13 protein-coding genes are annotated in these 14,753 nt (G+C 66.2%); 6 read left to right on the forward strand and 7 right to left on the reverse strand.

The annotated features are described in order from the left end of the window. Window positions 1-165 precede the first annotated feature (165 nt). Both ACQR10_RS24705 and ACQR10_RS24710 read right to left on the reverse strand, forming a co-directional pair. Window positions 166-1,959, reverse strand: a complete 1,794-nt coding sequence (locus ACQR10_RS24705) for a peptide ABC transporter substrate-binding protein (RefSeq protein ID WP_316216493.1) — start codon at window positions 1,957-1,959, stop codon at window positions 166-168. A gap of 119 nt (window positions 1,960-2,078) precedes the next feature. After that, on the reverse strand, window positions 2,079-2,336 hold the full coding sequence (locus tag ACQR10_RS24710; protein WP_316177305.1) for a DUF7662 domain-containing protein: 258 nt from the start codon (window positions 2,334-2,336) through the stop codon (window positions 2,079-2,081). A 142-nt stretch (window positions 2,337-2,478) separates the two neighbouring features. On the opposite strand from ACQR10_RS24710, the gene ACQR10_RS24715 reads away from it, so the two are divergent. Next, on the forward strand, window positions 2,479-3,987 hold the full coding sequence (locus tag ACQR10_RS24715) for a sensor domain-containing diguanylate cyclase (protein WP_316216492.1): 1,509 nt from the start codon (window positions 2,479-2,481) through the stop codon (window positions 3,985-3,987). A gap of 46 nt (window positions 3,988-4,033) precedes the next feature. Here the strand turns inward: ACQR10_RS24715 and galU are convergent, their stop codons facing one another. Further along, window positions 4,034-4,915 (reverse strand): UTP--glucose-1-phosphate uridylyltransferase GalU, encoded by an 882-nt coding sequence (gene galU / locus ACQR10_RS24720; RefSeq protein WP_315804753.1) that lies wholly within the window; start codon window positions 4,913-4,915, stop codon window positions 4,034-4,036. A gap of 218 nt (window positions 4,916-5,133) precedes the next feature. Here galU and ACQR10_RS24725 point away from each other — a divergent pair, with 218 nt between their 5' ends. After that, on the forward strand, window positions 5,134-6,528 hold the full coding sequence (locus tag ACQR10_RS24725) for a lytic murein transglycosylase (RefSeq protein ID WP_316216491.1): 1,395 nt from the start codon (window positions 5,134-5,136) through the stop codon (window positions 6,526-6,528). A 139-nt stretch (window positions 6,529-6,667) separates the two neighbouring features. Continuing rightward, window positions 6,668-8,410 carry a DUF459 domain-containing protein gene (locus tag ACQR10_RS24730; protein ID WP_316216490.1) on the forward strand — a complete coding sequence of 581 codons (1,743 nt, stop codon included), beginning with the start codon at window positions 6,668-6,670 and terminating at the stop codon, window positions 8,408-8,410. A gap of 130 nt (window positions 8,411-8,540) precedes the next feature. On the opposite strand, the gene ACQR10_RS24735 is transcribed toward ACQR10_RS24730, so the two are convergent. The 3 genes from ACQR10_RS24735 to ACQR10_RS24745 form a co-directional block, all read right to left on the reverse strand. Continuing rightward, window positions 8,541-8,912: a CsbD family protein gene (locus tag ACQR10_RS24735; protein ID WP_315804750.1), complete on the reverse strand. Its 372-nt coding sequence runs from the start codon at window positions 8,910-8,912 to the stop codon at window positions 8,541-8,543. 74 nt (window positions 8,913-8,986) lie between these two features. Continuing rightward, window positions 8,987-9,721, reverse strand: coding sequence for an SDR family NAD(P)-dependent oxidoreductase (locus tag ACQR10_RS24740; protein WP_315804749.1), 735 nt, complete (start codon window positions 9,719-9,721; stop codon window positions 8,987-8,989). Window positions 9,722-9,842: 121 nt separating this feature from the next. After that, a complete protein-coding gene (locus ACQR10_RS24745) occupies window positions 9,843-10,985 on the reverse strand; it encodes a PQQ-dependent sugar dehydrogenase (RefSeq protein WP_316216489.1) in 1,143 nt (380 codons plus the stop codon). A 136-nt stretch (window positions 10,986-11,121) separates the two neighbouring features. Here ACQR10_RS24745 and ACQR10_RS24750 point away from each other — a divergent pair, with 136 nt between their 5' ends. Both ACQR10_RS24750 and ACQR10_RS24755 read left to right on the forward strand, forming a co-directional pair. Then, on the forward strand, window positions 11,122-11,901 hold the full coding sequence (locus ACQR10_RS24750) for an SDR family NAD(P)-dependent oxidoreductase (RefSeq protein WP_316216488.1): 780 nt from the start codon (window positions 11,122-11,124) through the stop codon (window positions 11,899-11,901). 133 nt (window positions 11,902-12,034) lie between these two features. Then, window positions 12,035-12,922 carry a TauD/TfdA dioxygenase family protein gene (locus ACQR10_RS24755; RefSeq protein ID WP_315804746.1) on the forward strand — a complete coding sequence of 296 codons (888 nt, stop codon included), beginning with the start codon at window positions 12,035-12,037 and terminating at the stop codon, window positions 12,920-12,922. 186 nt (window positions 12,923-13,108) lie between these two features. Here the strand turns inward: ACQR10_RS24755 and ACQR10_RS24760 are convergent, their stop codons facing one another. Next, the gene (locus tag ACQR10_RS24760) at window positions 13,109-13,759 is read right to left on the reverse strand and encodes a YqgE/AlgH family protein (RefSeq protein WP_315713870.1); all 651 of its coding nucleotides are present in this window, start codon (window positions 13,757-13,759) and stop codon (window positions 13,109-13,111) included. A gap of 136 nt (window positions 13,760-13,895) precedes the next feature. Here ACQR10_RS24760 and ACQR10_RS24765 point away from each other — a divergent pair, with 136 nt between their 5' ends. Then, window positions 13,896-14,741, forward strand: a complete 846-nt coding sequence (locus ACQR10_RS24765) for a protein-disulfide reductase DsbD domain-containing protein (RefSeq protein ID WP_316216487.1) — start codon at window positions 13,896-13,898, stop codon at window positions 14,739-14,741. Window positions 14,742-14,753: the final 12 nt, after the last annotated feature.

Here is a 14,753-nt window from a genome sequence, read left to right on the forward strand (position 1 = left end):
CCTTCGAAGCGACTGTCAAAGCAGAATCCGGGCCAATTCCGCAATAAAGAATGGATCGATTGTCGCACTTCGCAGATGCGGGAAGAATGATTGCCAGAGCATCCCGGAAAATGGAACTACGTCGTCAACGACGGTCGCCCCGCACCGGGACGCCGTAAGGAGTGCTCAGCTCTCGCGATACCAGTTGGGCAGCTGCCAGAGGTCGTTGTCCCACCCCGAGGAATGGGTTTGCAGACCCTTGCGGATGCCGCTGACGCGCGGACGATTGAGCTCCGGCAGCACGTGACGACCGGCGCAGACCGTGTCGTTGAGCTTGATGTAGAGCGCCGCACGCTTCACCGGATCGAGCTCGCGCGTGAGCTCGTTGTAGAGATCGTCATACTCCTTGCTCTGCCAGCGCGAGATGTTGCGACCCTGCCATTTGTTGGCCTTGCTCGCCACTTCCCACGACACGTACTGAGTCATGAAGGCCTGCGGCTCGGGCGACGACATCGTGATCATCAGCATTTCCATGTCGCAATAGAAGTGCGTGTAGGTGTCGGGATTGGCGACGTCGCTGGAGAAGAACACCGAACCCACCACCGACTTCAGCTCGAGCTCGATGCCGGCCTTCTGGCAGGCCTGTTTGACGATCGCCTGGTTCTTTTGCCGCGGCCCGTTGGTGGAGGTCTGGAAGACGAGCTTCAGCGGCTTGCCGTCCTTCTCCCGAATCCCGCTCGTCCCCTTCTTCCAGCCGGCGTTCTCCAGGATCTCGTTCGCCTTGTCGATGTTGAACTCGAAGCGCGTGTTGGGCGAGCGATAGCGCGCGGGATTGTTGACGCAGTTCGCCGTGGCGATGCCGCCGCGGCCATAGACGAATTTCTGGATCGATGCGCGATCGATCAGGAGGTTGATGGCCTCGCGCACCGCCGGGTCCGAGAACAGCGGGTGCTTGGTCTTGAGGCTCGACCGCTCGCCGTCGACCTCGACATTGGGATCGGTGGCATTGAGCAGGATGAATTCGAGATTGCCGGTCGGCACGATCTCGGCGACCCCGGTCCCGCCGGTCTCCAGCTTGACGAGGATCTCGTCCTCGACCTGCAGATTCCAGGCGTAGTCATATTCGCCGGTCTGCAGCACCGCGCGTGCCGCCGATACCGCGTCGCCGCCGCCCTTGATCTCGAGCGTGTCGAAATGCGGCCGGTTCGGAACGTGGTAGTCGGGATTGAGCCTGCCGGTCAGGATGTCGCCCGGCTTGAAGTCGACGAACAGATAGGCACCGGTTCCGACCGGCTTGAGATTGTTCGGCGCCTCGCGCGACTTGGCGCCGATGTAGTCGCTGAACAGATGCTTCGGAATGATGGCACCCCGGCCGCCGACGAACGGCGTGAACCATTGCGGCGTCGGCCGGCTGAACACGAGGCGAACGGTGTGGTCGTCAAACTTCTCGATCGTCTTGAGGTCCCTGTAGTCGCCGATGGTGACTGCGGACGTCTCGGTATTGGTGGCATATTGCCAGTTGAAAATCACATCGTCCGCAGTGAACGGCTGGCCGTCGTGCCACTTCACGCCCTGCTTGAGCTTCCAGATGACCCAGGTGCCGTCGGCCGCGACGGTGCCGTTGGCCACGCTGGGAATCTCGCTCGCCAGCACCGGGACGAGATTGCCGTCGGCGTCCCAGCCGGCCAGCGGCTCGTAGAAGGCGCGCGCGGATTCCTGATCCTTGGAGCCGATGGCAAAATGCGGATTGAGCAGGGTTGGCGCCTGCCAGAACAGGAGCTTCAGCGCGCCGCCGCCACCCGCCTTGGTCGGCTTGTAGGGGAATTCCTGCGCCGCCATTGCCACTCCCGAATGCGCCAGCATCATGCCGGCCAGCGGCGCCGTCAGTCCGGCCGCCAGCATCCGCTGCACGAAGTCACGGCGCGATAGCCGCCCGTCCTTGACCGCGGCGATCTCGTGGCGCAGGTCCTGCCCGTTCATGTCCGTCTCTCCAGATCCTCGGTCACAATGCGGGCTCGATCGCGCTCTGAAAGCTCAACCACACTGCAGCACCGCCCGGAAAGCAGGATGTAGGCCAATTGCGCGGACACTGATGCAGCTCAGCGCTCCGGCTTCAGCTTGCGGAAGCGGACGCCCTTGCCATCGGGCAACCGGGTCGCGACATAGCCTGCCGCCAGGCAGGCCTCGCGCTGCGGCATCTTCTCCTGCGGACTCCGCAGGCTGTCCCACCACGAGGCGCGCTGCGCGGCGCGCGGCAGGCCGTCGCCGATCAGCTCCTCGATCTCCTCGAGGCTGAGCACCAGTTCGGGGCGGGTCTGCCGCTTGAGATAGTCTCGAAGCGCATCATAGTCCGGCAAGTCTCGACTCCCTCATACCAGCGCGTGTGCGGCCGCCTTGACGACAGGCGCAGCGAACGCAACCGCTCGTTAACCTAACATGCGTTACTTCGGCCTGATCCGTCAGTCTACGGACGGGGTTTCACGGGGACGGGACGAGCCGATGCGCTGGACACGCCGAACGGGCCGGGCGACGCAGCCTTGGCGGCTCTCGGCGCGCACGCTGATCACCTGCTCCATCTCGACCATCATCGGTTTCTCCGCCATCTGCGCCAGCGTCATGATCGACCTGCGCCGGAGCGAGGAGGTCCGCGCCCGGCAGGCGCTGGAGAACATGGCCGCCAGCATCGGCGCCGACATCAGCCGCAACGTCGAGCTCTACGATCTCTCGCTGCGGGCCGTGGCCAGCAACATGTTGCTGCCCGAAATCAACGAGGTCAGCAAGCCGGTCCGCCAATTGATCCTGTTCGACCGTTCGTCGACCGCGAAGAATTTCGGCATCATCCAGGTCTTTGACGCCCGCGGGCGGCTGTCGCTCGAATCGTCGACGCTCGACCCGCTGCCGGAGGACCGCAGCGACGCCGATTTCTTCCAGGTGCATCGCGACGGGCCCGACACCGGGCTCTATGTCGGGCGGCCCGCCCAGCATCATGGCCAATATTCCATCGTTCTCAGTCGCCGCATCTCGACGCCGGACGGACGCTTCGCCGGCGTCGTCGCCGGCTCGATCCGCCTCGGCTATTTCCGCGACCTGTTCGCGCGGCTCACGCTCGGAACGGGCGACAACATCACCGTGCTCCGGCGCGACGGCACCGTCATCGTCGGCGCGCCGTTCGATCCTGCCGCGATCGGACGCAACCTGGCGCGGGCGCCGGCCGTGACCCGCGCGCTCACCGAGCCGGCCGGCTGGTCGAGCAGCCATGGCGCGCTCGACGATCTGCCGCGGCTCCTGGTCTGGCGCAACGCCAATGAGCCGCTGGTCGTGATCGCCAGCAAGTCGTGGGACAGCGTCTATGCCTACTGGCGCCATGAGGCTGCGGAGATCGGGGCGATGATGCTGGCGCTGATCGTGTTCGTCCTGGCCGCGACGCAGGTCGCCGCGCGCGAGATCCAGCTCCGGGCGAAGGTCGAATCCAGACTGGAGCAGCTCGCGACCACGGATCCGCTGACCGGCCTGAAGAATCGGCGCAAGTTCGACGAGACCATCGAGCTCGAATGGCGGCGGGCGCAGCGCGCCGGCGCGCCGCTGGGGCTCTTGATGATCGATGCCGATCACTTCAAGAGCTACAACGACACCCACGGGCACCAGGCCGGCGACCAGGTGCTGGTCGGCATTGCCGTGTGCATTTCCGATTCGGTGCGGCGCGCCGGCGATTGCGCCGCGCGCTATGGCGGCGAGGAGTTCGCGGTGCTGCTGCCGGGGACCTCGGAAGCGGATGCGCTGCGCGTCGCGGAGACGATCCGCAGCAAGGTCAAGCTGTGGGCGGGAGAGGCGTGCACCACCTCGATCAGCATCGGTGCCGCCAGTGTCACGCCGTCGCGCGACACGGATTGGACCGGCCTGCTCAATGCCGCCGACCGCGCCCTCTACATGGCCAAGGCCGCAGGCCGCAACCGCTGCGCCAGCGCAGCGGTGCATAACCCGTCACCCGCGGCCTCGCTGGCGGCGTGATGCCACCAACTGTCTCGAAGGCGCGGCATTTCTCGTCGGCTTGGCCTCAGCCCTTGCCGTCGAGATAGCGCTTCATGTCCTCGCGCAGGCCATCGCGCAGGTCGGGCCGCGCCATGGCGAAGGCGATGTTGGCCTTCAGGAAGCCGGACTTCGAGCCGCAATCGTGCCGCTCGCCGTCGAAATCCACGCCGTAGAATTTCTGCGTCTTGGACAACCCGATCATCGCGTCGGTGAGCTGGATCTCGCCGCCGGCGCCGCGCTCCTGCGTCGCCAGGATCTTGAAGATCTCCGGCTGCAGGATGTAGCGGCCGGTGATCGAGAAGTTCGACGGCGCGGTGCCCTTGGCCGGCTTCTCGACCATGCCGTCGACCTCGAAGATCTTGCCGTCACGCTTGCCGACGCCGCAGATGCCGTATTGATGGGTCTGGTCGGCCGGCACCTCCTGCACCGCGAGCACATTGCTCTTCTCGGGCAGCTTGTTCGCGGCGGCGATCATCTGCGCCAGGCACCCCGGCGCGTTCAGCACCAGTTCGTCCGGCAGCACCACCGCGAACGGCTCGTCGCCGACGATGTCGCGCGCGCACCACACGGCATGGCCGAGCCCGAGCGGGGCCTGCTGGCGGGTGAAGCTGACGGCGCCAGCCTCCGGCTGGTCGCGCGCCAGGATTTCCATCTCGGTCTTCTTGCCGCGCGCCGCGAGCGTCGCGTCGAGCTCGTACATGCGGTCGAAATGATCCTCGATCGCGGTCTTGTTTCGCCCGGTCACGAACACGAAATGCTCGATGCCCGCCTCCTTGGCTTCATCGAAGACGTATTGGATGAGCGGCTTGTCGACGATCGTCAGCATTTCCTTCGGCATCGCCTTGGTGGCGGGAAGGACGCGGGTGCCGAGACCGGCGACCGGAAAAACGGCTTTGCGGATCTTCATGGGGATGACTAGACCTTGTGGCGATATGAATGCGAAATCGATCGCATTTTAGGTAGCTCGTTTGCAGCCGAGAACAAAGGCGGATGTTGGTCCGGTGTTCCGCTCGACATGGACCGAACGGCTAAATTTCGCTGCGGAAATCGTTAACCTTGTTAATCTCCCGTTAAGCAGGACCGGGCCTCGTGGAGGCCGATCTTCCATGCGATCTGGATCGAGACATGATGCGACGGAACGTGATGCTGACAGCTCTGAAGGCGGGTGCCGGCGCGGCGGTTGTGGTCACGGCGTTGACGGTGGTGTCCGGTTCCGCTGTCGCGCAATCCGGCGGCGGGCCGCTGAACTTTCTCGACGGCCTGTTCACGGGCACCTTGACCAAGGGCAACCCCGCCCCCACCCAGCCCCCTGCCGCCGGCGGGCCGCAGCCGTGGAGCGGCGAGGACGGCGCCTCCGGCCATCCGCTGATGACGGCGGCGGCGATCCGCGAGGCCGCCGGCAATTTCGACAATTGCGTCGCCGGCATGTGGCCAGATGCCGCAAGGCGCAACATCACGCAGGACAATTTCCAGCGCTTTACCGCCGGCCTGTCGCCGGACCTGCGCATCATGGACCTGCTCGACGCGCAGCCCGAATTCACCAAATCGATCTGGGACTATCTCGACATCCTGGTGAACGACAACCGGCTGGCGAAGGGCCGCGAGGTGCTGGCGAAGTACAAGCCGCAGTTCGATGCGGCCGAGCGCGCCTACGGCGTCGACCGTTACATCGTCGCTTCGATCTGGGGCATCGAGTCCAACTACTCGACCCAGATCGGTGACCGCAGCGTGCTGCAGTCGACCGCGACGCTCGCCTGCATCGGCCGCCGCCAGGCCTATTTCAAGGATGAGTTCCTCTCCGCCCTGGAAATCCTCAATCGCGGCGATCTGCGCCCCGAGCAGCTGCGCGGCTCCTGGGCAGGCGCCTTCGGCCCGACCCAGTTCATGCCGACCGCGTTCAAGCGCTTCGCCGTCGATGCCGATGGTGACGGCCGCCGCGACGTCGTCGACAATCCGGCCGACCTGATCGCCTCGACCGCCAACAATCTGAAGAAGGACGGCTGGCAGAGCGGCCAGAGCTGGGGCTACGAGGTCGTGGTGCCCCAGGGCTTCAACTACATGCTCGCCGACCGCGCCAAGAGCATGAGCTTCCGCCAGTGGGAACAGCTCGGCCTGCGACGGGCCAATGGTCGGCCGTTCCCGACTAGCGCCGAAAAGGCCTATCTGCTGGCGCCGGCCGGCGCCCAGGGCCCCGGCTTCCTGATGCTGCAGAACTTCCGCGTCATCATGAAATACAACCCTGCGGAAGCCTATGCGCTGGCGATCGGACACTTCGCCGACCGCCTGCGCGGCGCGCCGCCGTTCGTTCAGGCCTGGCCGCGCGAGGAGCGAACGCTGTCGCGCGGCGAGCGGCTCGAGCTGCAGCAATTGCTCGCCGAGCGCGGATTTTACCGCGGAACGCCGGACGGCCAGTTCGGTGGCCAGACGCGCGAGGCGCTGCGGAACTTCCAGGCCTCGATCGGGGCGCCGGCGGACGGATTTGCCACCTCGGACGTGCTCGAACGGCTGCGGGCGCGCTGATCGCAGCCCAACCTGCCCTGCCGGTAACCTTCTGGGGTGATTACCGGCGCCGTCAACACCATCCGGTGAATGCCCGTTTGCGGCCTGATTCGCGTCCTATTATATGGATCGTCAGGATCACGCCGCGCGACGGGTGCGCATGTCAAAGCTGAAGTCCATCCTCAAGCTGTTGAACGAGCCCGGCCCGCTGGTCGTGCTGGCGGTCGTCATCGCCATGCTCGTCGGCATCGCCGGCCCCGCCTCGGCCCAGTTCTTCAACTTCAACCCGTTCGCTTCGCCCCGCCCGGCCCCGCGCGGCGGTGGAGGTGGCGGAGGCTGGTTCGGCGGCGACTTCTTCGCTCCGTTCCCGCAGCAACAGCCCAAGCGGGTGATCCAGGACTATTCCAAGGCGCCGCCGCCGGAAAAGCGTGACGGCGCGCCGGACCGCTACGTGCTGGTGCTGGGCGACGCCATGGCCGACTGGCTCGCCTATGGCCTGGAAGAGGCCTATGCCGAGCAGCCCGACATGGGCGTGACCCGCAGGATCAGGACCACGTCGGGCCTCATCAAGTACCAGCCCAGGGGCGAGCCGGCCGACTGGGCCGCCGCCGCCAAGGGCATCCTGGCGACCGAGCGCGCCGACGCCATCGTCATCATGCTCGGCCTCAACGACCGCATCTCGCTGCGCGAGCCTGCGGTGGAGAAGACCGAGAAGCCGGACGACAAGAAGGGCGACAAGGCCAAAAAGGATGCCAAGGCCAAGCCCGGCGAGACAAAGCCCGGTGAGGCCAAGCCGGGCGAAGCCAAGCCGGACGGCAAGGCCGACACGGCGGCCAAGCCCGACGACAAGGCTGCCGATACCGATCTGCCGCAGGACGAGGTCGACAACGACACGCCCGCGGTCGCGGGACCGGAGAAGGCCGCCCGCTCGCCGGGCGGCCTCTATGAGTTCCGGGACGAGCGCTGGGTCGAGCTGTATGCGAAGAAGATCGAGGAGATGATCGCGATCGCCAAGAGCAAGGGCGTGCCCGTGCTCTGGGTCGGCCTGCCCGCGGTTCGCGGTCCCAAGGGCACGGCGGACACGCTGTTCCTCGACTCGCTGTATCGCGATGCCGCCGGCAAGGCCGGCATCACCTATGTCGATGTCTGGGACGGCTTCGTCGACGAGTCCGGCCGCTTCCTGCAGAAGGGCCCGGACTTCGAGGGCCAGATCCGCCAGTTGCGCTCCTATGACGGCGTCTATTTCACCAAGCCGGGCGCGCGCAAGCTCGCCCACTATGCCGAGCGAGAGATCAACCGGCTGCTCGCGGCCCGTTCTGCGCCGCTCGAGCTGCCAAACGAGCCGGCGACGCCGGACGCCAATGCCGTGCCCGGCCAGCCGGCGCCGCGGCCGGTCGCCGGCCCGATCCTGCCGCTGGTGGCGTCATCCGTCGGCACCGACCAGTTGCTGGGCGGCCCCGGCTCCCGACCTGCGGCGGTCGACGCGCTGGCGGCCCGAACCCTGGTCAAGGGCGAGGCCCTGAGCCCGCCGGCCGGCCGCGCCGACGATTTCGTCTGGCCCCGCCGCGAGGTCGGCCGCGAACAGGCCAAGGAGCCGCCGAAGGAGCTGACCCGGCCCGAAGCGCCGATGGCAGCGACCACGCCGGCGGAAGCAACGCCGGCCGCGCCGACACCGGCGCCACCGAGACAGAAGCGGCTGACCGCGCCGACGGCCCCCGGCCAGCAGCCGCCAGCCCAGGCACAGCAGCCGAATCAGCCAGGTCAGGGCGTCCGTGAATTCTTCGGCTTCGGCGCGCCTCAGCAGCCGGCACGGCCCCCTGCCGCGCGCAATCCGAACGTGCCGCCGCGGCCGCCAGCATCGGTCGGCCGCTCGGCGGCAGCGCTGGAGTCCCAGGGACGCTGATCGTGGCCGCGCCTGAGCGCCAGGGGTGATCGACGCGATCGTCCGAAACGAAATGCCCACAACAAGATCGGCCCGCATTCGCGGCGAATGCGGGCCGATTGTCATCTGATCGTCAGGGGGACTTACGGATTCAGTAGCGCCAGCGCTGCGGCGGCTGCGGCCGACTCGGCGAGCGCATCAGCATCGCCAGCAGGAAGCCGATGCCGCCGGCGACCAGGAGCGCGCCCATCGGATTGTCCTGAACCCGCTTGGTCAGGGCCTGCGTGCCGTCACGCAGCGTCTCGGAGCCGTTACCGAATTTATCCTTGGCGAAATCCATCGCCGCATCGCCGGCCTCGCGCGCCGCGTCCTTGGCCTGGCCATACATGTTCTGCACGACGCCCGCGGCCTCGCGTGCACGGCCCGAGGCCTGCGTGCTCTTGTCGCCCAACATCTCGCCGACGCCGCCCTCGATCTTGCCTGCGACATCCTTGGCCGTACCGGTCAGCCGATCCTGATCCATTGCCGCTCTCCTTCTCTGCACTGTGCGGGATTGCTGGCCTGCTAACCGGCCAGCGCGGCGCAGGTTCCGAACGACTACAAAATCAGGCCGCCGTCGACGACGAGGGTCTGGCCGATGATGTAGGACGACAGTGGCGAGGCCAGGAACAGCGCCGCACCGGCCATGTCCTGCGGCGTCCCCAGCCGCCGCAGCGGGATGCGCTGCAGCGCGCCCTCGAGGCGCTTCGGATTGGCGGTCGTCACTTTGGTCATCTTGGTGTCGACGAGCCCGGGCGCGATCCCGTTGACGCGGATGCCGTCTTCCGCCCACGCCTCAGCCAGGGTTCGCGTCAATCCCATCGCGCCGGTCTTCGAGGCGTTGTAGGCCGGATTGCCCATGGTCGAATGATAGGCCGCAGTCGACGAGACGATGATGAGCGCGCCCCTGGCATCGCGCAGCAGGCCGTGAAATTTCGTCGCACAGGCCATCAGGCTGATGAGGTTGACCTCGACCACCTTGCGGAAGCCCTCCATGGCGAATTCGCCGCGGCGGTACAACACCGCGCCCTGCGCCAGCACCAGCACATCGAGCCGATCGAGCCGCGGCGCGAAGCTTTCGATCGCGCCGGGATCGCTCACATCGAGCTGATGGTAGTTCACCCCTGCGAGATCGGAGCCCTCTCCTTCGGCATAATCGGCAGCGCTCGCCCGCGTGCCGCTGATGTCGACGCGCGCGCCCTGCGCGCGAAACGCCTGCGCGATGCCGTTGCCGATGCCGCTCGATCCGCCGATCACCAGCACCGAACGTCCCGTGAAATCGAGTGCGTTCATCTCCCCACTCCTTCCATTGTTGTTTGTCGGATGGTGTGGGGATCGGCGCAGGCCCTGTCAACGGCATCGCGGCTGTGGCGACACCGGCATCGGCACCTTTCGCATCAATGCTGCTGCGCAGCTAATTCATCGGCGTCAGCCGCAGCAGGCGGCCGGGCGAATCGTCCTCGATCACCCAGACAGCGCCATCCGGCGCCACGGCGACATCTCGGATACGCTCGCCCATGTCCCAGCGCTCGGCCTCGTCAGGCTGACCATCGGGCCGGAAGGCAACGCGGACCAGCGCCTGCGCCCGCAAGCCTCCAATCAATGCCGATCCCTTCCATTGCGGAAACATCGGACCATCATAGAAGACGAGGCCGGCCGGCGCGATCACGGGATCCCAATACAGCGGCGGCGGCGCGAGGTCGGGCCGCGTCGCATGCCGCGGGATCGGCGTGCCGTCGTAGTTGTCGCCGTTGGACACCAGCGGCCAGCCGTAGTTCTTGCCCGGCTCGATCAGGTTCAGCTCGTCGCCGCCGTGCGGTCCCATCTCGTGCAGCCAGAGCTTGCCATCTGATGCGAAGGCGAGCCCGTACGGATTGCGGTGGCCGCTGGTCCACGTCTGGGCCGGCACGCCCTTGTCCTCGGCCCTGGGATTGTCCGACGGAGTCGCGCCGTCGAGATTGAGCCTGAGCACCTTGCCGCGGGCCTGCCGTGGATCCTGGGCGCTGTTCGGCTGCATACGGTCGCCGACGGTCAGGAACAGATGCGTTCCCGACGGATCGAACGCGATGATGCCGCCGGGCTGGCCGCCGCCACCGGCCGGCGTCTGGCGCCAGATGACGACGGGGTCGGTCAGCGTGGCGCTGTCGTTTGCGAGCAACAGCACCGCGCGGGTCAGCACGAGCCGGCTGCCCTCGCTGCCCGGCTCGGTGTAGGTGAGATAGATCTGCGACGTCGCAGCGAAGCTCGGCGATACCGCAATGTCCAGCAGACCGTTCTGTCCGCGCGCCGCGACGGCGGGCACGTTGCCGATCTGGATCTTCTTTCCACCTTGCGTAACGAGAAAGATCCGGCCGGGCTTCTCCGTGATCAGCATCCGCCCGTCGGGCAGGAAGGCGATGGCCCAGGGCGTATCGAACTCGGCAACGCTCCGCGACTCGAACGGCCGCACCGCGCTTGCCTTGCGATCGCCGGCATTGATGCTCTCGGCTCGCGCGGCCGTGGTCGCAACGAGTCCCATCACCAATGCCAAGCGCATGAAGGTCGTGGAGAGCACCATGATCACTCCGGTTTGTTGATCCGTGTCGTCAGCAACGAGAATTCGGCCATGCCGGATCGGTGCCTACCGAATGCGTTCGATCAGTGATAATCTCAACGGCGCGCATGCGATGCGCATTTTTCCGTGAGCCGCAAATATGCACCAGCACAGGCAACTCAGCCGCTCGGTCAAGGGATTGATCGTCCTGATCACCGGCGCAGCGTCGGGGATGGGGCGCGCGACCGCGCGCGTGTTCGCCGATGAAGGCGCCAGGGTCGCAGTCACCGATGTCGATGAGGACGGGGCCCGCGCCGTGGCGGCGGATATCCTGGCCGGCGGCGGAACGGCGCGTGGCTGGAGGCTCGACCTCGCCGACCGCGACGCCATCAGCGCCGTCGTCGGCGACGCTGCCGCGCATTTCGGCGGACTCGACATCGTCGTCAACAATGCCGGCATCTCGGTGCGCGTCGCGATCGACGACGAAGCCTACGACGAGGCCTGGGCCAGAGGGCTTGCCATCATGCTGACGGCGCAGCAGCGCGTCATCCGTGCCGCGCTGCCACATCTGCGCCGCTCGAACAGCCCGCGCATCGTCAACATCGCCTCGACCGAGGCGCTCGGCGCAACTGCGCTGCACAGCGCCTATTCGGCTGCAAAGGCCGGGGTGACCGGATTGACGCGCGCGCTCGCGGTCGAGCTCGGCCGCGATGGCATCACCGTCAACTGCATCTGTCCGGGACCGATCACGACCGCCATGACCGCGCGCATTCCGGACGAGCAAAAGGCGGTCTATGCGCGGCGCCGCACCGCGCTTGGCCGCTATGGTGACCCCGAAGAAGTGGCGCACATGACCTTGAGCCTGAGCCTGCCGGCCGCCTCGTTCCTCACCGGAGCGGTGATCCCGGTGGATGGCGGGCTGATGGCCCGCAGTGCGTGATGTCTGCCGCCCCGGCATGACAGCCGTGCACGCGGCGCTCCGCGCCTTGCGTTGACTTCGCACATCGCCGGCGTAGCCTCCATCAGAAGAAGCGGACAGGAGTCCGCCCTCATGAGGACGCGAGGAGGACACCATGGCAATCGCCATCCGACAGCTGCACCCGCATTTCGTCGGCGAAGTGTCCGGTATCGATCTGCGCAAGCCTCTCGCCGGGGACGACGTCGCGCAGCTGCAGGCCGCGATCGATCACTACGCCGTTCTCGTATTTCATGATCAGGACCTCACCGACGCGCAGCAGCTCGGCTTTGCGCTCAGCTTCGGCGAGCGCGAGCAGGCGCGCGGCGGCACCGTCACCAAGAAGGAAGACTACCGCCTCACCACTGGCCTCAACGACGTCTCCAATCTCGGCAAGGATGGCAAGCCGCTGCCACCGGACCATCGCACGCATCTGTTCAATCTCGGCAACTGCCTGTGGCACTCCGACAGCTCGTTCCGGCCGATCCCGGCGAAATACTCGATTCTCTCCGCGCGCATCGTGAACCCGAAGGGCGGCAACACCGAATTCGCCGACATGCGCGCCGCCTATGACGCGCTCGACCAGGAGACCAGGGACGAGATCGAGGATCTCGTCTGCGAACATTCGCTGATGTATTCGCGCGGCGCGCTCGGCTTCCTCGACTACACCGATGAGGAGAAGGAGATGTTCAAGCCGGTCAGGCAGCGACTGGTGCGAACGCATCCCGCGCACGGCCGCAAGTCGCTGTATCTGTCATCGCATGCCGGCGCCATCATCGGCATGAGCATGCCGGAGGGCCGGCTCTTGCTGCGCGACCTCACCGAGCATGCGACACAGCCCGAGTTCGTCTACGTCCACAAATGGCGGCTGCACGACCTGATCATGTGGGACAACAGGCAGACCATGCACCGCGTGCGCCGCTATGACCAGTCGCAGCCGCGCGACATGCGCCGCGCCACGGTCGCCGGCACCGAACCGACGGTGGCGCAGCAGGCGGCGGAGTAGCGCCCTTTCACACACTGTCGTGAGAGATGCCGTCATTGCGAGGAGCGAAGCGACGAAGCAATCCAGAATCGCGGGCGGGACTCTGGATTGCTTCGCTCGCAATGACGGTTGGAGAAACAGGCGATACCTCGATAACGCGCTTCTTCGATCCTGGCGCGCGCCGGACCATCAGCAGGATGATCGCCTCTACGCGTGCCCGGCGGCGTTGGACAGCATGCCGGGATCGATGCCGATCTTGCGCAGCGCGAGATCGTATTTGGCGTCGACATTGTCGCCGAAGATCAGCTCCGGATCGGCGTCGCAATGCAGCCAGCCATTGTCCTGGATCTCTTCTTCCAACTGGCCGGCGCGCCAGCCGGCATAGCCGAGCGCGAGGATCGCGTGCTTCGGACCGTCGCCCTTGGCGATCGCCTTGAGAATGTCGATGGTCGTCGTCAGGCAGACGCCGTCGTTGATCTTCAAGGTCGCGTTGGCGATGAAGTAGTCGCTCGAATGCAGCACGAAGCCGCGGCCGGTATCGACCGGGCCGCCGCTCAGCACCTTCATCGTCTCGGCGCTGTCGGGCAGGCTGATCTGATCGCTCTTCTCGATGATATTCAGTTGCATCAGGAGCTGAGGGAAGTCGATGCTGCCCGCCGGCCGGTTCACCATGATACCCATGGCGCCCTCAGCCGAGTGCGCGCAGAGATAGATCACCGAACGCTCGAAACGGGAATCGCCCATCACGGGCATTGCAACCAGCAGCTGGCCGTCGAGGTAACCACCGTGAGAGGTGTGATCCCCGATCCCCGTCACTTTGCGGCGAATGTCGCCCAGCCTTTTTGCCTCAGGATTCATCCGCAAGGACTCTCATGATCATCGATATCCTGATATTGGGATGCGCATCTGTCAATCAAGGTTCAGGTCCTCGCGAGGAAATCTGCTCACAAGCATTTCAATGGTTTGCGCCCGAACCGCACTCTAAAGACGTCTCATGTCCGCCTTGGTTCCTCACCACTCTGCCACACTGCTGGTCGCGACCGTCGTATCATCCTGCCTTGCGTTCGGCGCGCAGGCGCAGGATTCCTCGCCCTGGCAGCGCGACAGCCACTCCGCGGTGCGCCTGCTCGCGGGCTCGCGCAGCGGTCCGGTCATGCTGGGCGGCATCGCCCTTGCGCTGCAGCCGGGATGGAAGACCTATTGGCGGACGCCCGGCGATTCCGGCGTGCCGCCACGGTTCGACTTTTCCAAGTCGGAGAACGTCGAAGCGGTGACGGTTCTGTGGCCCGCGCCGACAAAGTTCGATGACGGCGCCGGTGGACACTCGCTCGGCTATCATGATCAGGTCGTGCTGCCGCTGCGCATCGTCGCCAAGAACCCCGACAAGCCGATGACCCTGCGCGCCGACATCAGCTACGCGGTTTGCGAGAAGATCTGCATTCCCGTCGAGGCAAAGGCCGAGCTCGCCTTCACCAGCGTCGCCAGCACCGAAGATACGACGCTCTCGGCGGCCCTCGACACGGTGCCGAAGCCGGCCACTGTCGGCGATGCCAATCCCTTGACGATCCGCGACGTCAAGCGCGACGGCCAGAAGGACGTCGTCGTCGACGTCGCCGTCGCCGTCGCCGATCCGCGCAGCGTCCAGCTCTATGTCGAGGGTCCGACGCCCGACTGGGCGCTGCCGATCCCGACCGTGCGCGACAGCGGCATGCCGGGCATCAAGCGCTTCGCCTTCGAGCTCGACGGCGTTCCGCCGGGCGTGAAGCCGGACGGCGCGGCGCTGAAATTCACGCTGGTCGGCCCCGACAAGTCTTACGAGTTCAATTTCACTCTGCGGTGACGGCTGGTGCGC

Origin of the sequence: Bradyrhizobium sp. HKCCYLRH2060 (assembly GCF_051168135.1) — a bacterium.
GTDB lineage: Bacteria > Pseudomonadota > Alphaproteobacteria > Rhizobiales > Xanthobacteraceae > Bradyrhizobium.